Raw genomic sequence first — 19415 nt, forward strand, 5'->3', positions numbered from 1 at the left:
GCGAGGTGATGACCGCGAGCCTCCCGTCCTGGGTCACTTCCGCAGAATGGCCGTAATCCGGATGGTCCGGCGTCGCGTATACCAGCTCGTCGGCGCTCTGCGGCGTCCCCAGACGATGGAAATAGATTGCCTGGTTGTAGTTGAGGCTCTGGAACGCGGCACCTTCTTCCGGCGCCGGGAAGCGCGAATAGAGGAAGCCTTCATCGCCTATCCAGGCGAGCGCGCTGAACTTCACCCAGCGAAGTTCGTCTTGCAGCACCTTTCCGCTGGCCACGTCCATCACATGGAGCACGCGCCAGTCGCTGCCCCCGTCCTGCACGCTGTAAAGCAGGTAACGGCCCTGCTGCGAGGGCTCCCACGCATCGAGCGCGGTCGCGCCGTCCTTGGCCCAGGCATTGGGGTCGAGCAGCATCCGCGGCTTGCCGTGAAGAGCCTCGCGCACGAAAAGTTGCGACTGGTTCTGAAGGCCGGTGTTCCGCGTGTAGAAATAGCGGTTCCCCGCCTTCACCGGCAGGCCGAAACGCTCGAAATCCATGAGCGCACTGATACGCTGCTTGAACCATCCCCGCTGCGGCAGGGTTTCGAGATAGGTTTCCGTGAAGCGCGATTCGCGATCCACCCAATCGGCCACTTTCGCATCGTGCCGAACGTCGGCCTCAAGCCAGCGATACGGATCGACGATCCGCTCTCCGAACAAAGTCTCCACCACGTCGTCGCGGCGCGTTTCAGGATAGTTCATCGTGGCCACCGTCTGCGCCGATACCGGCATGGCTGCAAGCAAGCTCAAAGTCGTAATATGCGTCATCGCACCTCGGGCTCCGCCGAGCCTGCCCATCCAAGGCATTCCATTCCCCTGAAACCAAAAAACAAAAGCGGCCGCGAGCCTAGCACTCGCGACCGCCCTTGCAATGTCTGGTCCGCCTTCCGTGTGGAAAGCGACCTGCTTCAGCCTATCAGGCTTCGGCGTATTCGTTCTCTTCGGTCAGAACCGGACCCGAGTCCTTGCCCTTTTCCGAGGTGTCGCGGTCGACCAGCTCGATGATCGCGATCGGAGCGGCGTCCGAAGCGCGGATACCGGCTTTGATGATGCGGGTATAACCGCCGTTGCGACCGGCATAACGCTCGGCGAGCACTTCGAACAGCTTCGCTTCCTGAGCTTCGTCCATCAGGCGGGCGTGCGCCAGACGACGGTTCGAAAGGCCACCATGCTTCGCGAGCGTGATCAGCTTTTCGAGGTAGGGGCGCAGTTCCTTCGCCTTGGGCGTGGTGGTCTGGATCTGCTCGTGCTTGATGAGAGCAGCGGCCATGTTGCGCAGCAGGGCGGCGCGGTGACCGGAGGTGCGCTGAAGCTTGCGCTGACCATGTTTGTGACGCATGTCTTTTCTTCCTGTTTGTCAGGCAGCCGTTTCAGGTACTGCCTGCCGGGCGATGTGGTGCGGCCACCGCCCAAAGCCGATTCACTTTCGTGTGAAGCGCTGCCCTCAAGACGAAAACGGCGGAAGAGTCAAGATTGACCGTCCCCGCAACGCAATTTGCTCATTCCATCGACGCGGAATGCAACCGCTCCAGCACGAAATCCGCGCGCTCGGCCACGCCTGCCTTGGGAAGCGTTTCGATCCGATAACCCAGCGACGAATATGCCTCCAGCAATCGCTCATACTCAGCAACTGCATCGTCGAACCCATGCCGCCTTTCCGCGTCGTGCCGGTATAATTCCCGCCACGGCGGGGCCATGAAAACACGATCGTCGTATCGCGTCTCCGCGACCCGCCGAAGTATCGGAAATCCTGATACATGTTCCAGCGCGGCAGCGGCATCGACGAGACTTCTGTCGAAGAAGACCGGCCCGGAGGCACTTTCCGCCGCAGCAAGATCGGTGAGGGCCATCGCCATGGCGCGCCGGGCGAATGCCGCCATGTCGAGCCACGGCAGCGCCCCTCCCCCGCTTTCGAGTTCTTCGGCAACGATGCGGCGACCGGGCTCGGCCACGCATGTGCAGCCTCGTCGCTGCAACTCCAGGAGCAACGTGGACTTTCCTCCGCCAGAACAACCGGAGAGGACCACCAGGCGCGTCATTTCGATCTTCTCCGGTGCGTTTGCCTGAAAGGGATACCAAGCCGGCAGAATCGAAAAAGGGCCCCGCATCGCTGCGGAGCCCTTTTCAATTCGGTATCGGGAGCGCCGATCAGCCGAGCAGTTCCTGCTCCAGCTTCTTGGCCATCTCTTCGATGTTCTCGGGCGGCCAGCCCGGAATGTCCATGCCGAGGCGCAGGCCCATCGACGAAAGGACTTCCTTGATCTCGTTGAGCGACTTGCGGCCGAAGTTCGGCGTGCGCAGCATCTCGGCTTCGGTCTTCTGGACCAGGTCGCCGATGTAGATGATGTTGTCGTTCTTGAGGCAGTTGGCCGAACGGACCGACAGTTCCAGCTCGTCCACCTTCTTGAGAAGGTAGCGGTTGAGCTGGTTGGTGTCGCTCTCTTCCGAGGCGGCAGCGCCGCTGGCAGCCATGCCGATCATCGGCGACTGGCCAACCGGAGCAATGTCCTCGAAGTGCACGAACAGCGCCAGCTGGTCCTGCAGGATGCGCGCGGCATAAGCCACGGCGTCTTCAGGGGCCACGGTGCCATCGGTCTCGACGGCAAGGCTCAGCTTGTCGAAGTCGAGTTCCTGGCCGATACGGGCGTTCTCGACCTTGTAGCTGACCTGGCGAACCGGCGAGTAGAGCGAGTCGACCGGAATAAGACCGATCGGCGCATCGACGGGACGGTTCGACACGGCGGGGACGTAGCCCTTGCCGGTGTCGGCGGTCAGTTCCATGTTGAGCGTCGCACCCTCGTCGAGGTGGCAGATCACGAGGTCCTTGTTCATGACCTCGATGTCGCCCGTGACGGCGATGTCGCCAGCCTTCACAGCCGCCGGACCCGTGGCCGAGAGCTGGAGACGCTTCGGGCCTTCGCCCTGCATCTTGAGAGCGATCTGCTTGACGTTCAGGACGATGTCCGTGACGTCCTCGCGCACACCGGCAAGCGACGAGAATTCGTGCAGCACGTTCTCGATCTTGATCGAGGTGATCGCGGCGCCCTGAAGCGAGGAGAGCAGCACGCGACGCAGCGCATTGCCGAGCGTCAGACCGAAGCCACGCTCCAGCGGTTCGGCGATGAAGGTCGCCTTCAGTTTGGGGTCGGGTCCCGGCTTGATCTCAAGGCTGTTCGGCTTCTTGAGTTCCTGCCAGTTCTTGATGTTGACAGTCATGGACTTCCCCTGGGAGTGATGGCGGTTACGCCCCGAGGCCCGGTGGAGGGGCCTGGGACGTTCCGAAGCCGGACGGCGACCGGTTCGCCGTCCGGATTAGCTCGATCAGACGCGGCGACGCTTGGAAGGACGCACGCCATTGTGCGGGATCGGCGTCACATCGCGGATCGAGGTAATGGTGAAGCCGACAGCCTGAAGGGCGCGCAGGGCGCTCTCGCGGCCCGAACCCGGGCCCTTGACTTCGACTTCGAGGGTGCGGACGCCGTGCTCGGCAGCCTTCTTGCCGGCATCGTCGGCAGCGACCTGGGCGGCGTAGGGAGTCGACTTGCGGCTGCCCTTGAAGCCCATCATGCCGGCCGAGGACCACGAGATCGCGTTGCCCTGGGCGTCGGTGATGGTCACCATGGTGTTGTTGAAGCTTGCATTCACGTGCGCGATGCCGCTCGTGATGTTCTTGCGCTCGCGGCGCTTAACGCGCTGAGGTTCGCGTGCCATATCCGTGTATCCTGTCGAAAAATCGCTGAGGGAAACCAACCGGGCCGATCGCTCGGCCCTAGCGGCTTACTTCTTCTTGCCGGCGATCGGCTTGGCCTTGCCCTTGCGGGTGCGCGCATTGGTGTGCGTGCGCTGGCCACGAACCGGCAGACCCTTGCGGTGACGCAGGCCACGGTAGCAAGCGAGGTCCATGAGACGCTTGATGTTCATCGCGGTTTCGCGACGAAGGTCACCTTCAACCGTGTGATCGGCGTCGATGGTTTCGCGAATCTGAAGGACTTCTGCGTCCGACAGGTCCTGAACGCGACGGCTGTGATCGATGCCGAGCTTGTCGGCGATCTCGAGAGCCTTGGTACGACCGATACCATGGATGTAGGTGAGCGCGATGATAACGCGCTTGTTGGTGGGGATGTTTACCCCGGCAATACGAGCCACTTAAATCTCCATGCTCCACAGGGAGCGCCCTAAGGGACGAGCCCTATCTCAACGCTTCACCCAGAAAGCGTAAATGACAAAAAGGCCCGGTCAGCGGCACGCTCGGTGCCATTGCCACCCGGACTTGCCGAACCCTTTTTGAGTGAATGGCGCGCATAGGACGATTCGCAAGACGTGTCAACGCTTGCAAAGCCGCCGCCGCTCCATCCCACTGCGCGATATCGCGCGGGGAGAGCTGCGTGCAGCAACGATGTACCGCATCGGCAGGGCATAGTCAAAGAAACGACAATCCCCGCAGCAACATGGCCCTCGCCCCCGTTAACGGAAAAAGGCACCGCGCCGCCAAGGGCGACACGGTGCCTTCCATAATTCGCAACGTCCGAAACGATCAGGCCTTGAGAACGGCCTCGATCGCGGCGGTCACTTCATCCATGTCGGCCATTCCGTCGACCTTCCCGACGATTCCGCGCGCTTCGTAGATCGGCAGGATAGGCGCCGTCTTCGCGCGATATTCGGCGAGACGAGTCCGCACGGTCTCGGCATTGTCGTCGGGCCGGCGCTTGAACTCCGTGCTTCCGCACTTGTCGCAGACGCCATCCACCTTCGGCTTTTCGAAGGTGTCATGATAGCCCTTGCCGCAGCAAGCACAGGTGAAGCGCCCCGTGATCCGCTCCACCAGCGCATCCTCGTCGACTTCCAGTTCGATCACCTTGTCGAGCTTGCGCCCGCGTGCCGCCAGGATTTCGTCGAGCGATGCCGCCTGCGCCGCAGTGCGCGGATAGCCGTCGAAAATAGCGCCCGCTTCCGGACCCATGGCATCGAGTTCGTCACCGATCAGCGCCGAGACGATAGCGTCCGAAACCAGTTCGCCACGCTCCATCACCGCCTTGGCCTCAAGCCCGGTAGGCGTCCCTGCCTTCACGGCGGCGCGCAGCATGTCGCCGGTCGAAAGTTGGCGCATGCCGCGCCGATCGACCAGACGCTGCGCCTGAGTACCCTTGCCCGCCCCCGGCGGGCCCAACAGGATGATATTCACGCCTTACCCCTCATCTGTCCCTGGATGCGCTATCAGCGCAGACGTCCCTTCAACTTCGCCTTCTTGATCAGGTCGCCGTACTGGTGTGCCAGCAGGTGCGACTGAATCTGGGTAATCGTGTCGACGGTGACGTTGACGACGATCAGCAGGCTGGTCCCACCCATGAACAGCAGCGGCAGACCGGTCATCGAGAGGAAATACTCGGGGACGGTACAGACGATCGTCAGGTAGATCGCGCCGATCACAGTCACGCGGGTCAGCACGTAATCGAGATAGTTGGCGGTGTTTTTGCCCGGACGGATGCCGGGAATGAAGCCGCCGTTCTTCTTCAGGTTCTCGGCCGTTTCCTCCGGGTTGAAGACGACAGCGGTGTAGAAGAACGAGAAGAAGATGATGCCGGCCGCGTAGAGCAGCATGTAAAGCGGCTTGCCATGGCCCAGGTACTGGTTGAGCGCGATCACGATCTTGCCGCCGGTCGATTCCGGATTGAGCGAGTTGCCGGCGAATTGCGTGATGGTCAGGGGCAGGAGCAGCAGCGAGCTGGCGAAGATCGGCGGGATCACGCCCGCAGTGTTGATCTTCAGCGGCAGATGGCTGCGATCGGCTTGCATCATGCCGCGCTGGGTCGCGCGCTTCGGGTACTGGATCAGGAGACGACGCTGCGCGCGCTCCGCAAAACAGATCATCAGGATCATCAGCACGATCAGGACGATCAGCGAGATGATCAGCAGCGATCCCGTGTCACCGGCGCTGTAGGCCTGGCCGACATTGCTGGCGAAAGTCGGCATCTGCGCGACGATACCCGCCATGATGATCAGCGACACACCGTTGCCGATACCACGCGACGTGATCTGTTCGCCCAGCCACAGCAGGAACATGGTGCCGCCTACAAGCGAGATGACTGCGCCGACGCGGAACAGGAGACCCGGATCGACCACCGCCTGAAGGCCGCTCGATGCACCGTAGGCTTCCAGGCTCACCGCCAGGAACCAGCCCTGAATCGCACACAGCAGAACCGCGCCATAACGCGTATACTGGTTCAGCTTCTTGCGCCCGGCCTCGCCTTCCTTCTTCAACGCGACCAGGGCCGGGTGAAGCGAGGCGGCCAACTGCACGACGATCGAGCTGGTGATGTAAGGCATCACGCCCAGCGCGATCAGGCTCATGCGCGAAAGCGAGCCGCCCGAAAACGTGTTGAACAGGTCGAGAATGCCGCCCTGGGTCTTGCTGTAGAGCTGCGAGAGAATCAGCGGGTTAACGCCGGGCAGCGGAACGAAGCTCAGGAATCGGAAAACGATCAGCGCGCCGATCGTGAACCAGATTCGGTTCTTGAGCTCGGTCGCCTTCGAGAAATTGGCCAGGCTCAGAGTGCTGGCGATATTGTCGGCGCGTGAAGCCATGACGATTTGTAAAGCCTCGATAGTCGGTTCGGGCCAGCCTTAGCGACTGCGCGAAGGCTTGTCGAACCCCGGTTCTGGTCCGCTCATATAGACTTTCTTGCCGGTCCTGAAAGACCCGCAACCTCAACAAGCCCGGATGATAGCACCAGTCTGAACAAAGAGAGGGCGAAGCGCATGGCGCCCGCCCTCTCCTTATGCGCATATCGCGATTGCGATGCCTCAGGCCTCGGCGGCTTCCTTGGCAGGAAGGATCACCGAACCACCGGCCTTCTCGACCGCAGCGACAGCGCTCTTCGAAGCCCCGGCAACGTTGAACTCGACCTTCTCGGTCAGTTCACCCTTGGCGAGGAGGCGCACGCCGTCCTTGCCACCGCGGGCCAGGCCAGCGGCCTGGAGAACGGCGTGATCGACGACGCCCGAAATGTCGAGCTTACCGGCTTCGATCGCCTTCTGGATCATGCCGAGGTTCACTTCGGCGTAGTCCTTGGCGAACTTCTTGTTCGAGAAGCCGCGCTTCGGAAGACGCATGTGAAGCGGCATCTGGCCGCCCTCGAAGCCGTTGATCGAAACGCCCGAGCGTGCCTTCGCACCCTTCTGACCACGGCCGGCAGTCTTGCCCTTGCCCGAGCCGATGCCACGGCCGACACGGATACGACGGTGACGGGCGCCAGCGTTGTCGCGGATATCATTCAGTTTCATAGTCGTGCACTCGCTTTCGCTTTTGGTCGCGCTGATAGGAAGGCGGCCCCATAAGCGAAACGCCGCGCAATGTCACGCCTGAATCCCGCCCAAGATGACAATCCCTGTAAAGCGATTTCAACTGCCGCGCAGGCGGATCACGAGTTTCGCTTCGCCCGAGGCGGTGCGCCCTTCCGCATCGCGAGCGGGTTTCCAGGTCAGTTGGTCGCGCCCGAGCTTGCAGATATCGGCATCGAATTCCGGGGAAACAGTCCTGGGCTCAAAGCTGCACGTCTTGATTCGGCCGCCCGGGTCGACGGTGAACTTCAGTTCATGGCGCGTCATCACGTCCTTGTTGAACACATCCCCGTAACGCTCGCCCAGTTTGGCCAGTTCGCCATTGAAAGCCGCCTTGTTGCCGTCAGGCAGCGCCGGATCTTCCGCGAGCGCGGCGTAGTCCTGCTCGGGAACCAGGCTTTTCATCCGCAGAACCATGGCCGCCCAGCCCTTCGCCCTCGCGATCTGCATGGGCGAATCGCGATCGACCAGGGCCTGACATTGCGCTCCCGACGGGCTTGCGTCCTGCGACAGCAGGTATCGCGCAGCGGCCTCACGACGATAGGCTATCGCCCAGGCCAATGGCGTCATGCCGAACAGGTCGGGCGAATCGATCGTTCTCGGGGCGTCGAGCGCGTCTCCCGTGGCCTCCGCCGAGGGCGCCGATGCCAGAATGCGCCGCAGAGCCCGCACGTCCCCGCGACGCGCTGCGTCTGCAAGCGTCGCATTCTCCGGCAAGGGGCCAAGGTCCGCATAGCCGTAGGACCGGCCCGAAGCGACCTTGGGACGAGGCGCTGCATCCTTTGCCTTGGCATCTTCCGACGGATGGTCGAGTGCTTTCGCCTCTTCCTCCACCTGCGGGATCGCCCGGCAAACGTCGCGATAGGGATAGGCCGCGTCGGCGATCAACGTCTGGTTGAAGGACCGGGCAAAATCGCCGAGCCGATCTTCACCCTCTTCCGCCGCTTCGGTGCCGACCGGTGAAGGACTCGGCGTGGCCGACGAATCGTCGCCAAAGTACGTCACCACGCGCGCCATGCGCGGGGAAAGACCTCCGGCCAGCACGCATTGCGCGCCGAACTCGCTGGTATCGATGCCGTCCAGCGTCACGGCGGCGACAAGACGAAAATCTCCCGCAGCGGCGGCCTTGCGGGCTTCCGCCACCGGGTCCGCCTGTCCGCTCGCCAGCAGCGACTTGAGCGCACGGTCCGCCAGTCGATCCCGCTCCAGCGTTGCGGGATCCGCCAGCGGGTCGTTGCAGGCCGGCTCGGCCGCCGGGCTCTCCTGCACATATGTCTCGCCGTTGTCGCTCGGCTCGCTGCCGTCGCAAGAAGAGACAGTGAGGGCGGCCAGGCACAGAGATGAGGCCGCGATGGTCCTGCGAAGCAAAGTATCCCCCAGGGAAATCCAGATCGGGCCGCGCTTAGCACAAGTCGGGGGCGGAAGGGGAGCCACAGACATGCCCTCACACAGATTTTGCGCTGCCTCTATGACGCCCGCTCGATAACGATGGCGCCGAATCACGCTAAAACCCTTGCCGGAAGAGCGGCATGCGAACGAGAAAAAGGCCCCGGCGTTTCCGCCGAGGCCTTTTCCTTTTATCGTGCCTGAGGCAGGTCGATCAGTCGACCACCGCAACCATGTGCGGCAGCTTGGCGATCGCACCACGGACTTCCGGGGTGTCTTCGCGCTCGACGACCTTGTGCATCTTGCCGAGGCCAAGACCGATGAGGATCTTCTTCTGGCTTTCGGGGCGACGGATCGGCGAACCGATCTGCTTGATCTTGATCTTCGCCATGAGACTTACTCCACGATGGCTTCGGCAGCGGCTTCAGCCTCTGCCTCGCTGACGCCACCGCGACCGAGCAGGTCGGCGACCTTCTTGCCACGACGCTGGGCAACCGACTTCGGCGAAGTCTGGTTGGTCAGCGCGTCGAAGGTGGCGCGGATCATGTTGTACGGGTTCGAGGTGCCCACCGACTTGGTGACGACGTCAGCGACGCCCAGGCTCTCGAACACCGCGCGCATCGGACCACCGGCGATGATGCCCGTACCGGCCGGAGCCGTGCGGACGTTCACATTGCCGGCGCCGAAGTGGCCACGGCCGTCGTGGTGAAGGGTGCGACCTTCCTTGAGCGGCACGCGAACCATCTTCTTCTTTGCAGAAGCAGTGGCCTTGGTGATCGCCTCGGGAACTTCGCGAGCCTTGGCGTGGCCGAAGCCGACGCGGCCCTTGCCGTCGCCAACGACGACGAGAGCAGCGAAACCGAAGCGCTTGCCGCCCTTCACGGTCTTCGAAACGCGGTTGATGTGGACGAGCTTCTCGATCAGCTCCTCGCCCTGCTCTTCCTCGTTCCGGCCACCGCGACGGTCGTCGCGACGGCCACGGCCGCCACGCTCACCGCGTTCGCCACGGCCACGGCCGCCACGGCCACGACCTTCACGAGTCTCCTGCGCGTCGCCACCCTGGGGGTGCTCGGCCGCGATCGGCGCTTCGTTGATGTTTTCGTCAGCCATGATCAGAACTCCAGCCCGCCTTCACGGGCGGCTTCGGCCAGCGCCTTGACGCGGCCATGGAAGAGGAAACCGCCACGGTCGAACACGACCGAGGTGATGCCCGCCTTCTTGGCGGCCTCGGCGAGTTCCTTGCCAACGCGGACTGCGGCATCGGTGTCGGTGCCCTTGGCGCCAAGCGTGTTGGCGGCAGCCACGGTGTGGCCCTGCGCGTCGTCGATGATCTGCGCATAGATGTGACGGCCGGTGCGGTGCACCGACAGACGGGGACGACCACCCGAACGCGCCTTGAGGGCGGTACGGACGCGCCGGCGACGGCGCTCGAAAAGGGAAAGCTTGGCCATTACTTCTTCTTCCCTTCCTTGCGGAAGATGAATTCGCCGCGGTACTTGATGCCCTTGCCCTTGTAAGGCTCGGGCTTGCGCCAGCGACGGATTTCGGCCGCGAGTTGGCCGACCTTCTGCTTGTCGATACCCGAAATCTCGACCGTGGTGTTATCCGGGGTCTTGACCTCGATGCCTTCCGGCACGGCGATGTCGACGTCGTGCGAGTAGCCGAGCTGCAGCTTCAGGTTCTTGCCCTGAGCGGCGGCGCGGTAGCCGACGCCCTTGATCTCGAGAACCTTGACGAAGCCGTTGGTGACGCCTTCCACGAGGTTGGAGACCAGGGTACGCTGCATGCCCCAGTGGCTGCGGGCAGCCTTGGTCTGGTTGGCAGGCTGAACGGCGATCGCACCTTCTTCGACTTCGTAAGTCACGAGGTCCGACAGACCCAGGGTGAGGGTGCCCTTGGGGCCCTTCACCGAGAGGGTGCCGTTATCGATGGCGGCAGTAACCCCGCCAGGGATCACAACCGGCTTCTTGCCGATGCGGCTCATTAGAACACCTCCGCCAGCACTTCGCCGCCGACGTTCTGCGAACGTGCTTCGGCATCCGAGAGCACGCCGCGCGGCGTCGAGACGATGGTGATGCCGAGACCATTGCGCACAACCGGGAGTTCCTTCGAACCCGAGTAGACGCGGCGGCCAGGCTTGGAGACGCGGGCGATGTGCTTGATAGCAGGCTCGCCCTCGAAATACTTCAGCTCGATGCGCAGCTGCGGGTGGGCACCGGTGGCGTCATCGCTGAAACCACGGATGTAACCTTCACGCTGCAGAACTTCGAGCACGCGCGCACGCAGCTTGCTGGCGGGAGAAAGGACAGTGTCCTTCTTCGCCTGCTGGCCGTTGCGGATGCGGGTGAGCATATCACCCAGGGGATCGGTCAATGCCATTGCTTCTAACCCTTACCAGCTCGACTTGGTCACGCCGGGGATCATGCCCTTGTTGGCAAGATCACGCAGCTCGACGCGGCACAGGCCGAACTTGCGGTAATAACCGCGCGGACGGCCGGTCGTGGCGCAACGGTTGCGAACCCGGGTCGGGTTGCCGTTGCGCGGGATCTCGGCCAGCTTCAGGCGAGCAATGAGACGCTCGGTTTCATCGAGCGATTCATCGTCAGCGATCGCCTTGAGGCGTTCGTACTTGCCTGCATACTTCTTAACGAGCTGCTTGCGGCGCTCGTTCTTGTTCACGGAACTCAGTTTCGCCATGGACTTAAGCTCTCTTCCTCAGCGGCTCACGCCGCTTCCTTCTGTTCCGACTCTTCAGCCGGGAACGGGAAACCGAACAGACGAAGCAGTTCACGTGCTTCTTCGTCGGTCTTCGCGGTGGTGGTGACGATGATGTCCATGCCACGCACCTTCTCGATCTTGTCGTAGCTGATCTCCGGGAAGATGATCTGCTCCTTGAGACCCATCGCATAGTTGCCGCGACCATCGAACGACTTCGGGTTCAGACCACGGAAGTCGCGGATGCGAGGCATTGCGATGGTGACGAGACGGTCGAGAAACTCGTACATGCGCTCACGACGGAGCGTCACCTTGCAGCCGATCGGCATGCCTTCACGCAGCTTGAACTGCGCGATCGACTTGCGGGCCTTGGTGATGACGGGCTTCTGACCGGCGATGGCTTCCATCTCGGCAGCGGCGGTCTGGACCTTCTTCTTGTCCTGGCTCGCCTCGCCGACGCCCATGTTGAGCGTGATCTTCTCGATCTTCGGCACTTCCATCACGTTCTTGTAACCGAACTTTTCGGTCATCGCCTTCGCGATTTCAGCGTCGTACTTCGAGCGCAGACGCGGAGTGTACTGATCAGCCATCGATGGTCTCCCCGGACTTCACGGCCACGCGGACCTTCTTGCCGTCCTTGGTTTCGAAGCGAACGCGGGTCGGCTTGCCGTCCTTGTCGGCCACGGCAACCTTGCTGATCGCCATCGGGGCCGGAGTGCGCTCGATGCCGCCCTGCGGGTTCTGCTGGGTCGGCTTGCGGTGCTTGGTCGCGACGTTCACGCCCTCGACCACGACCTTGGCGTCCTTCGGCATAACCTGAAGCACGGTGCCGGTGCGGCCCTTGTCCTTGCCGGACAGGACGACGACGGAGTCACCCTTCTTGATCTTCGCGGCAGCCATTACAGCACCTCCGGAGCAAGCGAGATGATCTTCATGAAGCCCTTGCCGCGAAGCTCGCGCACGACGGGGCCAAAGATACGGGTGCCGATCGGCTCCTCGTTCTTGTTGATGAGCACCGCCGCATTGCTGTCGAAGCGGATGACGCTGCCGTCGGTACGACGGACGTCCTTACGGGTACGCACGATCACCGCGCGGTGAACGTCGCCCTTCTTGACGCGAGCGCGGGGCTGCGCCTCCTTAACCGACACCACGATGATGTCGCCGACGCCTGCGAAACGACGCTTCGAGCCACCCAGCACCTTGATGCACTGGACGCGCTTTGCGCCGCTGTTGTCCGCGACGTCGAGATTGGATTGCATCTGGATCATCGATCCGAGTCCTTCTCAACTGGCTTGCCGGAACAAGTCCGGCAGTTCCTAAAAAGACAGGCCCACGAGGGGCCCGAGTCGCCCCAACGGGCGAAGTGCGGCCATTTGCCGCATTCATCCGCGAAGGTCAACACTCTTGTCCGGCCCTGAGGCCGAGGCAGATCGAACCGGCCATATCCTCAAGGACATGGCCGGTCAGAATCTTACACCTCGGCTTCGAGCGCCGTACCCTTGCTCGCCTGAAGACGGTCAAGAACCTTCCAGGTCTTGGTCTTCGAGAAGGGCTTCGTCTCCTCGATCCGGACGCGTTCGCCGGTCTTGAAGGCGTTGTCTTCGTCGTGAGCGTGGTACTTCTTCGAGCGACGGATGATCTTCCCGTAAAGGGGGTGCTTCACCTTGCGCTCGACCAGCACGGTCACGGTCTTGTCGGTCTTGTCGGAAACGACGGTCCCGATCAGAATACGCTTGGGCATCGTGTTTCCTCCTTAGGCCTGCGCCGCACGCTCGGCCTGGAGCGTCTTGATGCGGGCGATGTCACGACGCACCTGCTTGATGCGCGCGGGCGCCTCAAGCTGGCTGGTCGCGGCCTGGAACCGCAGGTTGAACTGCTCGCGCTTCAGATCGACGAGGTCAGCGGTGAGCTGGTCGTCGGTCTTGGCGCGAAGGTCTTCGATCTTGTTAGCCATGATTCGACTTCCTTACTCGCCGCCAAGGTGCGAGGTGTCGCCGAGGCGAGCCACGACCTTGGTCTTGATCGGCAGCTTCATCGCAGCGCGGCTGAAAGCCTCGGCTGCGAGGGGGCCAGCGACGCCGTCCAGTTCGAACAGGATGCGGCCCGGCTTGACGCGGGCAGCCCAGTATTCGACCGAACCCTTGCCCTTACCCTGACGGACTTCAGCAGGCTTCTTCGAAACCGGCACGTCGGGGAAAACGCGGATCCAGAGACGGCCCTGGCGCTTGATGTGACGCGTGATCGCGCGGCGAGCCGCTTCGATCTGGCGGGCGGTGATCCGCTCCGGCTCGAGGGCCTTGAGGCCGTACGAGCCGAAGTTCAGGTCGGTGCCGCCCTTGGCATCACCCTTGATCCGGCCCTTGAAGGCCTTGCGGAACTTGGTCTTCTTCGGTTGCAGCATGACTCTTAGTTCCTGCGGTCATCGCGTGCCGGACGCACGCCGGAGGTCTGCGCCTCCATCATCAGGCGGTCCTGCGCCATCGGGTCGTGGCCAAGGATTTCGCCCTTGAAGATCCAGACCTTGATGCCGATGATGCCATAGGCGGTCAGCGCCTCGGCTTCGGCATAGTCGATGTTGGCACGCAGGGTGTGAAGCGGCACGCGGCCTTCACGGTACCATTCGGTACGCGCGATTTCCGCACCGCCGAGGCGACCACCGCAAGTGATCTTGATGCCTTCGGCGCCGAGACGAAGGGCCGACTGAACGGCGCGCTTCATCGCACGGCGGAACGCAACGCGGCGGACCAGCTGGTCGGCAATGCCCTGGGCGACGAGCTTCGAATCGATTTCCGGCTTGCGGATTTCGACGATGTTCAGCTTCACTTCGCTGCCGGTCATGGTCGCAAGCTGCTTGCGCAGCTTCTCGATGTCCGCACCCTTCTTGCCGATGATCACACCGGGACGGGCTGCGTAGATCGAGATGCGGCACAGCTTGGCCGGACGCTCGATGACCACCTTCGAAACCGCAGCCTGGGGCACGGTCTCGATGATGAACTTGCGGATCTTGAGGTCTTCCTCAAGCAGCTTGCCGTAGTCCCGGCCTTCCGCGAACCAGCGGCTGTCCCAGGTACGGTTGATCTGCAGACGCAGACCGATCGGATTGCTCTTGTGACCCATGGATCAGGCCTCCTCGACTTCGCGAACGACGATCCGCAGGCGCGAAAACGGCTTGAGGATCCGGGTGGACTTGCCGCGGCCACGAGCGTGGAAACGCTTCATGGTGATCGACTTGCCGACCGAAGCCTCGGCGACGACGAGCGCGTCGACGTCGAGGTTGTGGTTGTTTTCCGCATTCGCGATCGCCGAAGCGAGGATCTTGCGAGCGTCCTGGGCCATCGCCTTCTTGGAGAAAGCCAGGATGTTCATCGCGTCCTCGGCCTTGCGGCCACGGATCAGGGCGGCGACGAGGTTGAGCTTCTGGGCGGAACCACGAATGGTGGTGCCGACCGCAAGAGCTTCCTTCTCGCCAACGCGGCGGGGTGCTGCCTGCTTGCTCATTAGCGCTTGCCCTTCTTGTCGGCAGCGTGGCCGGGGAACGTGCGCGTGGGCGCGAATTCACCGAGCTTGTGGCCGACCATGTCCTCGTTGACCGAGACAGGGATGAACTTGTGTCCGTTGTAGGCCTGGAAGGTCAGGCCAACGAACTGCGGAAGGATGGTGGAGCGACGCGACCAGGTCTTGATCGGAGCAGCCTTTGCACCGGCATCCTGCGCGACCTCGGCCTTCTTGAGAAGGTACAGGTCGACGAAGGGGCCTTTCCAGACGGAACGTGCCATCGTGTCTTACCTCTTCTTCTTGGCGTGGCGCGAACGGATGATCATCTTGTCCGTCTGCTTGTTGTTGCGGGTACGAGCGCCCTTGGTCGGCTTGCCCCACGGCGTGACCGGGTGACGGCCGCCCGAGGTACGGCCTTCACCACCACCGTGCGGGTGGTCGACCGGGTTCTTGGCAACACCACGGGTCAGCGGGCGACGGCCCAGCCAACGACCACGACCGGCCTTGGCGAGGGTCTGGTTGGCGTTGTCGGGGTTCGACACGGCGCCAACGGTGCCCATGCAGTCGCCACGCAGGTAGCGCTGCTCGCCGGAGTTGAGGCGAACGATGACCATGCCGCGGTCACGACCGACGACCTGCACGTAGGTGCCTGCCGAACGGGCGATCTGACCACCCTTGCCGGGCTTCATCTCGACGTTGTGGCAGATCGTGCCGACCGGCATCTGCGACAGAAGCATGGCGTTGCCGGGCTTCACGTCGGTCTTTTCGCCGGCGACAACGACGTCGCCTACGGCGAGACGCTGCGGCGCGATGATGTAGGTCAGTTCACCGTCGGTGTACTTCACGAGCGCGATGAAAGCGGTGCGGTTGGGATCGTATTCGATACGCTCCACGGTCGCTTCCATGTCCCACTTACGACGCTTGAAGTCGATGAAGCGGTACTTCTGCTTGTGACCACCGGCGATGCCACGCGAGGTGACATGACCCTTGTTGTTGCGGCCGCCGGTCTTGCTCTTGCCTTCGGTCAGCGCCTTGAGGGGCTTGCCCTTCCAGAGCGACGACTTGTCGACGAGGACCAGGCCGCGGCGGGCGGGGCTGGTCGGGTTGTACTTCTTGAGTGCCATCGGAATTAACCCCGCGCGCCTTCGGTGATGTCAATCGACTGGCCTTCGGCCAGCGTGACGATCGCCTTCTTCACGTCGCTGCGGCGGTAAGCCTTACCGCGCCAGCGCTTGGTCTTGCCCTTGACGACCAGCGTGTTCACGCCGGTGACCTTGACGTCGAACAGAGCTTCGACGGCGGCCTTGATCTCGGGCTTGGTCGCCTTGTCAGCAACCTTGAAGACGACTGCGTTCTGCTCGGAAAGCAGGGTCGACTTCTCGGTGATGTGGGGCGACAGGATCACGTCGAAATGACGGATATCCACGTTGCTCTTAGCCATTGAAACGCGCCTCCAGCTTCTCGACCGCGGCGCGCGTCAACACCAGCGTATCATGCTTCAGGATGTCGTAGACATTGGCGCCGACAGCCGGGAGCACGTTGACACCGATGATGTTGCGGGCAGCCAGGGCGAAGCCCTCGTTGACCTGCTCACCGTCCATGACGAGAACCTTCTTGCCGAAGTTCGCCTTGGCGAGCTGGCCGGCAAGCGACTTGGTCTTGGCGTCGGCAACGTCGAGCGAGTCGACGATGACAAGGCCGTTCTGGGCCTTGGCCGAGAGAGCCATCTTCAGACCGAGTGCACGGATCTTCTTGTTCAGCGAGATGTTGAACTCGCGGCGACGGGCACCGTGAGCCTTACCACCGCCGATGAACACCGGAGCAGCACGATCGCCGTGACGAGCAGTACCGCCGCCCTTCTGGCGACCGAACTTCTTGCCGGTACGGGCGACTTCCGAGCGCTCGCGGGTCGCGCGGGCGATACCGCGACGGTTTTCGAGCTGCCAGGTGACGACGCGGTGCAGGATGTCCGCGCGCGGCTCGAGGCCGAACACGTCGTCCGAAAGCTCGATGTCGGCGTTGGCAGCCGAACCGTCGATATTGAGGACCTGAACCTTCATGATTAGCCCTCCTGGCCTTCGGTCGCTTCGGGAGCCGCGGCTTCAGCCGGGGTCACGGCAGCGGCCGTATCATTGGTGTTGGCAACCGACTTGATGCCGGCCGGGTACGGAGCCTCGGCGTGACGGTCGACCTTGACGGCGTCCGAAACGGTGAGCCAGGCGTTCTTCGAACCGGGGACCGAGCCCTTGACGAAGATCAGGCCACGCTCGTCGTCCACGCGGACGACTTCGAGGTTCTGCTGGGTGCGCTGACGGTCGCCCATGTGGCCGGCCATCTTCTTGTTCTTGAACACCTTGCCCGGATCCTGACGGTTACCCGTCGAACCGTGCGCACGGTGCGAGATCGAAACACCGTGGGTGGCGCGCATACCGCCGAAGCCCCAGCGCTTCATGGCACCCTGGAAGCCCTTGCCCTGGGTGTGGCCGCCTACGTCGACCAGCTGGCCAGGCACGAAGTGCGAGGCAGCGATCGTGGCGCCGACTTCCAGAAGGGCGTCGTCGGCGACGCGGAATTCCGCGACGCGCATCTTGAGGGGAACCTGAGCCTTGGCGAAGTGTTCGCGCTGCGGCTTGGCAACGTTCTTCTGCTTTGCTTCGCCCGCACCGAGCTGAACCGCGACGTAGCCGTCACGATCAGCAGTACGAACCGAAACCACCTGACAGTCTTCAAGTGCCAGGACAGTGACGGGCACGTGGCGACCGTCCTCCTGGAACAGGCGGGTCATCCCGACTTTCTTGGCGATCACGCCTGTACGCATGACCTTTCTCCTTACAGAGGCGTACGCAGGACCATCCCTCGTACGCGTGTCCAACCCTGTTATGATACGAACCCCGTCCGGGTCAGGTGTTCCCTGCAAGCCCACTATGGACCGCGGAAACGAGACGGGGGACGCATTCCCGCCGATCCCCGAAGGAAGCGACGGAGGTATCCCTTGTGTCCCCTTGCGGTCCTCCGCTTGGGGCGCTGTCTCTGCGAACTTCCGTTCGCAAAGCCGGCTTCATGGCCGACAAGGTAATTTGGATCCGAGGATCCGAATTTCACCGATCGTTTAAAGTCCGATCAAAAGACTGTCGGGGCCGCCGATGGCAGCCCCGTAAAACCGGCTCAGGCCAGCTTGATCTCGACGTTCACGCCGGCAGCCAGGTCGAGCTTCATCAGAGCGTCGACGGTAGCTGCGTTCGGCTGCACGATGTCAAGCAGGCGCTTGTAGGTGCGGACCTCGAACTGCTCACGCGACTTCTTGTCGATGTGCGGACCACGGTTGACCGTGAACTTCTCGATCTTCGTCGGCAGGGGAATGGGCCCACGAATCAGAGCGCCGGTGCGGCGAGCCGTGTCAGCGATTTCGCCAGTGGCCTGGTCGAGCACGCGATGGTCAAACGCCTTGAGGCGGATACGGATGTTCTGAGCTTCCATTACCTACTACCGATGAGAAAGAGCCATAGGACCAGAAGTCCCGTCAAATTCGAACCGCGCCCCTACACGGCGAAGGCGAGTCGGGCAAGCGCTGATTTCACGATATTCGGCAGGCTTTCGGGAAGCAGAAGGCGCGGTTCGTCGCATCCGCCCTTCCCTCCACCCGATCCGCATCTTACCTTGGCATGGCGACGCCTAACAGAAGCCGCTTCAATGTCCTCCATCTCCACGACAATTTCCAGCGTGCTTGCCGCGCTGACTCTCGCATGCCTGACGCCAGGTGCCGCCGCAGCCGCAGCCGCAGCCGGCGGTCCCGCTACCGAGCCCGGCGGAACGAGGCTCCCGATCGATCTCGACGACACCGACGTGCTCACCGCCCACGCCGCCATGCCCGACGCCGGGGGTGGCGACGTGGACGACGCCTGCCGTGATGCCGCCCGCTCCAGCAATGGCGGTAACGATGGCACGATCGTCGTCTGCTCCCACGGCGGCGACGGCACCAACCAGCGCGTCCCGCCATCGAAAAGCGTGGACGAAAGCACGCGCACCGGCGCGGCCTATCCGCCGGACCTCTGGAACCTGCCCGGCTGCCTCGGTCCCTGCATCACCATACCATTCGGCCGCGTGCCGGACCCCGTCTACTACATCGACCTCGCATCCATTCCCGAAGCACCCAAGGGCTCTGATGCATGGAAGATCGCGCAGGGCGAACTGCGGGCGCGGTAACGGCGCCCGCCTGCCCCTTCCCCTGGCCCGGCCTCCATAAACGCGAAAAGCCCGGCGTCTCTTTCGAGACACCGGGCCAATCACTTAGCCGAAGCTGAAGATCTACGAATTACTTCGTGATCTTGGCAACGACGCCCGAACCGACGGTGCGGCCGCCTTCGCGGATTGCGAAGCGGAGACCTTCGTCCATGGCGATCGGAGCGATCAGCTTGACCGAGAGCGACACGTTGTCGCCCGGCAT

Annotated in this window: 30 protein-coding genes and 2 pseudogenes; 1 reads left to right on the plus strand and 31 read right to left on the minus strand. The window is 62.8% G+C overall.

The features are described 5' to 3' along the window. The 30 genes and pseudogenes from RT424_RS06155 to rpsJ all read right to left on the minus strand — a co-directional run. A pseudogene (locus RT424_RS06155) lies at positions 1 to 805 on the minus strand (S9 family peptidase); the annotation flags it as partial. Between the two features lie 148 nt (positions 806 to 953). Further along, positions 954 to 1376: a 50S ribosomal protein L17 gene (rplQ, locus tag RT424_RS06160; protein WP_313435366.1), complete on the minus strand. Its 423-nt coding sequence runs from the start codon at positions 1374 to 1376 to the stop codon at positions 954 to 956. Positions 1377 to 1536: 160 nt separating this feature from the next. Beyond that, positions 1537 to 2076 (minus strand): AAA family ATPase, encoded by a 540-nt coding sequence (locus RT424_RS06165; protein ID WP_313435368.1) that lies wholly within the window; start codon positions 2074 to 2076, stop codon positions 1537 to 1539. Positions 2077 to 2185: 109 nt separating this feature from the next. After that, a complete protein-coding gene (locus RT424_RS06170) occupies positions 2186 to 3253 on the minus strand; it encodes a DNA-directed RNA polymerase subunit alpha (RefSeq protein WP_313435369.1) in 1068 nt (355 codons plus the stop codon). 105 nt (positions 3254 to 3358) lie between these two features. Further along, entirely contained in the window at positions 3359 to 3748 is a 390-nt protein-coding gene (gene rpsK, locus RT424_RS06175; protein ID WP_132263794.1) for a 30S ribosomal protein S11, read from the minus strand. Between the two features lie 66 nt (positions 3749 to 3814). Continuing rightward, positions 3815 to 4183: a 30S ribosomal protein S13 gene (rpsM, locus tag RT424_RS06180; RefSeq protein ID WP_021233423.1), complete on the minus strand. Its 369-nt coding sequence runs from the start codon at positions 4181 to 4183 to the stop codon at positions 3815 to 3817. 388 nt (positions 4184 to 4571) lie between these two features. Continuing rightward, positions 4572 to 5219: an adenylate kinase gene (locus tag RT424_RS06185; protein ID WP_313435373.1), complete on the minus strand. Its 648-nt coding sequence runs from the start codon at positions 5217 to 5219 to the stop codon at positions 4572 to 4574. Between the two features lie 32 nt (positions 5220 to 5251). Further along, positions 5252 to 6619: a preprotein translocase subunit SecY gene (gene secY / locus RT424_RS06190; protein ID WP_313435375.1), complete on the minus strand. Its 1368-nt coding sequence runs from the start codon at positions 6617 to 6619 to the stop codon at positions 5252 to 5254. 219 nt (positions 6620 to 6838) lie between these two features. Next, positions 6839 to 7318 carry a 50S ribosomal protein L15 gene (rplO, locus tag RT424_RS06195; protein ID WP_313435377.1) on the minus strand — a complete coding sequence of 160 codons (480 nt, stop codon included), beginning with the start codon at positions 7316 to 7318 and terminating at the stop codon, positions 6839 to 6841. 117 nt (positions 7319 to 7435) lie between these two features. Next, the gene (locus tag RT424_RS06200; protein ID WP_313435379.1) at positions 7436 to 8743 is read right to left on the minus strand and encodes a hypothetical protein; all 1308 of its coding nucleotides are present in this window, start codon (positions 8741 to 8743) and stop codon (positions 7436 to 7438) included. A gap of 232 nt (positions 8744 to 8975) precedes the next feature. Continuing rightward, on the minus strand, positions 8976 to 9152 hold the full coding sequence (gene rpmD, locus RT424_RS06205) for a 50S ribosomal protein L30 (RefSeq protein ID WP_132263804.1): 177 nt from the start codon (positions 9150 to 9152) through the stop codon (positions 8976 to 8978). Between the two features lie 5 nt (positions 9153 to 9157). Then, positions 9158 to 9871, minus strand: coding sequence for a 30S ribosomal protein S5 (gene rpsE / locus RT424_RS06210; RefSeq protein ID WP_313435383.1), 714 nt, complete (start codon positions 9869 to 9871; stop codon positions 9158 to 9160). 2 nt (positions 9872 to 9873) lie between these two features. Beyond that, a complete protein-coding gene (gene rplR, locus RT424_RS06215) occupies positions 9874 to 10212 on the minus strand; it encodes a 50S ribosomal protein L18 (protein ID WP_021233430.1) in 339 nt (112 codons plus the stop codon). Further along, positions 10212 to 10745, minus strand: a complete 534-nt coding sequence (gene rplF, locus RT424_RS06220; protein WP_313435386.1) for a 50S ribosomal protein L6 — start codon at positions 10743 to 10745, stop codon at positions 10212 to 10214. Before rplF ends, rplR begins: the two co-directional genes overlap by 1 nt. Further along, entirely contained in the window at positions 10745 to 11140 is a 396-nt protein-coding gene (gene rpsH / locus RT424_RS06225) for a 30S ribosomal protein S8 (protein ID WP_021233432.1), read from the minus strand. The genes rplF and rpsH overlap by 1 nt, the downstream gene beginning before the upstream one ends. 12 nt (positions 11141 to 11152) lie before the next feature. Then, a complete protein-coding gene (gene rpsN / locus RT424_RS06230; RefSeq protein ID WP_313435390.1) occupies positions 11153 to 11458 on the minus strand; it encodes a 30S ribosomal protein S14 in 306 nt (101 codons plus the stop codon). Positions 11459 to 11484: 26 nt separating this feature from the next. Beyond that, the gene (gene rplE / locus RT424_RS06235; protein WP_086490048.1) at positions 11485 to 12066 is read right to left on the minus strand and encodes a 50S ribosomal protein L5; all 582 of its coding nucleotides are present in this window, start codon (positions 12064 to 12066) and stop codon (positions 11485 to 11487) included. Then, the gene (gene rplX, locus RT424_RS06240; protein ID WP_313435393.1) at positions 12059 to 12376 is read right to left on the minus strand and encodes a 50S ribosomal protein L24; all 318 of its coding nucleotides are present in this window, start codon (positions 12374 to 12376) and stop codon (positions 12059 to 12061) included. Before rplX ends, rplE begins: the two co-directional genes overlap by 8 nt. Beyond that, complete coding sequence (gene rplN, locus RT424_RS06245; RefSeq protein ID WP_086490050.1) at positions 12376 to 12744, minus strand: 50S ribosomal protein L14; 369 nt, start codon at positions 12742 to 12744, stop codon at positions 12376 to 12378. Before rplN ends, rplX begins: the two co-directional genes overlap by 1 nt. Positions 12745 to 12947: 203 nt before the next feature. Beyond that, positions 12948 to 13217 (minus strand): 30S ribosomal protein S17, encoded by a 270-nt coding sequence (rpsQ, locus tag RT424_RS06250; RefSeq protein ID WP_021233437.1) that lies wholly within the window; start codon positions 13215 to 13217, stop codon positions 12948 to 12950. A 12-nt stretch (positions 13218 to 13229) separates the two neighbouring features. Then, positions 13230 to 13430 carry a 50S ribosomal protein L29 gene (gene rpmC, locus RT424_RS06255; protein ID WP_313435396.1) on the minus strand — a complete coding sequence of 67 codons (201 nt, stop codon included), beginning with the start codon at positions 13428 to 13430 and terminating at the stop codon, positions 13230 to 13232. A gap of 12 nt (positions 13431 to 13442) precedes the next feature. Continuing rightward, positions 13443 to 13877, minus strand: coding sequence for a 50S ribosomal protein L16 (rplP, locus tag RT424_RS06260; protein ID WP_021233439.1), 435 nt, complete (start codon positions 13875 to 13877; stop codon positions 13443 to 13445). A 5-nt stretch (positions 13878 to 13882) separates the two neighbouring features. Beyond that, positions 13883 to 14593: a 30S ribosomal protein S3 gene (gene rpsC / locus RT424_RS06265; protein ID WP_313435398.1), complete on the minus strand. Its 711-nt coding sequence runs from the start codon at positions 14591 to 14593 to the stop codon at positions 13883 to 13885. A 3-nt stretch (positions 14594 to 14596) separates the two neighbouring features. After that, positions 14597 to 14974, minus strand: a complete 378-nt coding sequence (gene rplV, locus RT424_RS06270) for a 50S ribosomal protein L22 (protein WP_086490052.1) — start codon at positions 14972 to 14974, stop codon at positions 14597 to 14599. Next, complete coding sequence (gene rpsS / locus RT424_RS06275) at positions 14974 to 15252, minus strand: 30S ribosomal protein S19 (RefSeq protein WP_313435400.1); 279 nt, start codon at positions 15250 to 15252, stop codon at positions 14974 to 14976. The genes rplV and rpsS overlap by 1 nt, the downstream gene beginning before the upstream one ends. A 6-nt stretch (positions 15253 to 15258) precedes the next feature. After that, complete coding sequence (rplB, locus tag RT424_RS06280; protein ID WP_132263819.1) at positions 15259 to 16095, minus strand: 50S ribosomal protein L2; 837 nt, start codon at positions 16093 to 16095, stop codon at positions 15259 to 15261. A 5-nt stretch (positions 16096 to 16100) separates the two neighbouring features. Next, a complete protein-coding gene (locus tag RT424_RS06285) occupies positions 16101 to 16412 on the minus strand; it encodes a 50S ribosomal protein L23 (RefSeq protein WP_313435402.1) in 312 nt (103 codons plus the stop codon). Continuing rightward, positions 16405 to 17031, minus strand: coding sequence for a 50S ribosomal protein L4 (rplD, locus tag RT424_RS06290; protein ID WP_313435404.1), 627 nt, complete (start codon positions 17029 to 17031; stop codon positions 16405 to 16407). Before rplD ends, RT424_RS06285 begins: the two co-directional genes overlap by 8 nt. 2 nt (positions 17032 to 17033) lie before the next feature. Continuing rightward, positions 17034 to 17789, minus strand: a complete 756-nt coding sequence (gene rplC, locus RT424_RS06295) for a 50S ribosomal protein L3 (protein WP_142635117.1) — start codon at positions 17787 to 17789, stop codon at positions 17034 to 17036. Positions 17790 to 18136: 347 nt separating this feature from the next. Further along, entirely contained in the window at positions 18137 to 18448 is a 312-nt protein-coding gene (gene rpsJ / locus RT424_RS06300) for a 30S ribosomal protein S10 (RefSeq protein ID WP_007011873.1), read from the minus strand. A gap of 213 nt (positions 18449 to 18661) precedes the next feature. On the opposite strand from rpsJ, the gene RT424_RS06305 reads away from it, so the two are divergent. Continuing rightward, a complete protein-coding gene (locus RT424_RS06305; RefSeq protein WP_313435407.1) occupies positions 18662 to 19174 on the plus strand; it encodes a hypothetical protein in 513 nt (170 codons plus the stop codon). A 109-nt stretch (positions 19175 to 19283) separates the two neighbouring features. Here the strand turns inward: RT424_RS06305 and tuf are convergent. After that, positions 19284 to 19415 (minus strand): annotated as a pseudogene (gene tuf / locus RT424_RS06310) (elongation factor Tu); the annotation flags it as partial.

It is taken from the genome of Novosphingobium sp. (genome assembly GCF_032093395.1).
Taxonomy (GTDB): Bacteria; Pseudomonadota; Alphaproteobacteria; order Sphingomonadales; family Sphingomonadaceae; genus Novosphingobium.

Coding starts and splice junctions, on each gene's coding strand:
- rplQ (WP_313435366.1), bottom strand. CDS start 1,376: ATGCGTCACAAACATGGTCAGCGCAAGCTTCAGCGCACCTCCGGTCAC.
- RT424_RS06165 (WP_313435368.1), bottom strand. CDS start 2,076: ATGACGCGCCTGGTGGTCCTCTCCGGTTGTTCTGGCGGAGGAAAGTCC.
- RT424_RS06170 (WP_313435369.1), bottom strand. CDS start 3,253: ATGACTGTCAACATCAAGAACTGGCAGGAACTCAAGAAGCCGAACAGC.
- rpsK (WP_132263794.1), bottom strand. CDS start 3,748: ATGGCACGCGAACCTCAGCGCGTTAAGCGCCGCGAGCGCAAGAACATC.
- secY (WP_313435375.1), bottom strand. CDS start 6,619: ATGGCTTCACGCGCCGACAATATCGCCAGCACTCTGAGCCTGGCCAAT.
- rplO (WP_313435377.1), bottom strand. CDS start 7,318: ATGAAACTGAATGATATCCGCGACAACGCTGGCGCCCGTCACCGTCGT.
- rpmD (WP_132263804.1), bottom strand. CDS start 9,152: ATGGCGAAGATCAAGATCAAGCAGATCGGTTCGCCGATCCGTCGCCCC.
- rpsE (WP_313435383.1), bottom strand. CDS start 9,871: ATGGCTGACGAAAACATCAACGAAGCGCCGATCGCGGCCGAGCACCCC.
- rplR (WP_021233430.1), bottom strand. CDS start 10,212: ATGGCCAAGCTTTCCCTTTTCGAGCGCCGTCGCCGGCGCGTCCGTACC.
- rplF (WP_313435386.1), bottom strand. CDS start 10,745: ATGAGCCGCATCGGCAAGAAGCCGGTTGTGATCCCTGGCGGGGTTACT.
- rpsH (WP_021233432.1), bottom strand. CDS start 11,140: ATGGCATTGACCGATCCCCTGGGTGATATGCTCACCCGCATCCGCAAC.
- rpsN (WP_313435390.1), bottom strand. CDS start 11,458: ATGGCGAAACTGAGTTCCGTGAACAAGAACGAGCGCCGCAAGCAGCTC.
- rplE (WP_086490048.1), bottom strand. CDS start 12,066: ATGGCTGATCAGTACACTCCGCGTCTGCGCTCGAAGTACGACGCTGAA.
- rplX (WP_313435393.1), bottom strand. CDS start 12,376: ATGGCTGCCGCGAAGATCAAGAAGGGTGACTCCGTCGTCGTCCTGTCC.
- rplN (WP_086490050.1), bottom strand. CDS start 12,744: ATGATCCAGATGCAATCCAATCTCGACGTCGCGGACAACAGCGGCGCA.
- rpsQ (WP_021233437.1), bottom strand. CDS start 13,217: ATGCCCAAGCGTATTCTGATCGGGACCGTCGTTTCCGACAAGACCGAC.
- rpmC (WP_313435396.1), bottom strand. CDS start 13,430: ATGGCTAACAAGATCGAAGACCTTCGCGCCAAGACCGACGACCAGCTC.
- rplP (WP_021233439.1), bottom strand. CDS start 13,877: ATGCTGCAACCGAAGAAGACCAAGTTCCGCAAGGCCTTCAAGGGCCGG.
- rpsC (WP_313435398.1), bottom strand. CDS start 14,593: ATGGGTCACAAGAGCAATCCGATCGGTCTGCGTCTGCAGATCAACCGT.
- rplV (WP_086490052.1), bottom strand. CDS start 14,974: ATGAGCAAGCAGGCAGCACCCCGCCGCGTTGGCGAGAAGGAAGCTCTT.
- rpsS (WP_313435400.1), bottom strand. CDS start 15,252: ATGGCACGTTCCGTCTGGAAAGGCCCCTTCGTCGACCTGTACCTTCTC.
- rplB (WP_132263819.1), bottom strand. CDS start 16,095: ATGGCACTCAAGAAGTACAACCCGACCAGCCCCGCCCGCCGCGGCCTG.
- RT424_RS06285 (WP_313435402.1), bottom strand. CDS start 16,412: ATGGCTAAGAGCAACGTGGATATCCGTCATTTCGACGTGATCCTGTCG.
- rplD (WP_313435404.1), bottom strand. CDS start 17,031: ATGAAGGTTCAGGTCCTCAATATCGACGGTTCGGCTGCCAACGCCGAC.
- rplC (WP_142635117.1), bottom strand. CDS start 17,789: ATGCGTACAGGCGTGATCGCCAAGAAAGTCGGGATGACCCGCCTGTTC.
- rpsJ (WP_007011873.1), bottom strand. CDS start 18,448: ATGGAAGCTCAGAACATCCGTATCCGCCTCAAGGCGTTTGACCATCGC.
- RT424_RS06305 (WP_313435407.1), top strand. CDS start 18,662: ATGTCCTCCATCTCCACGACAATTTCCAGCGTGCTTGCCGCGCTGACT.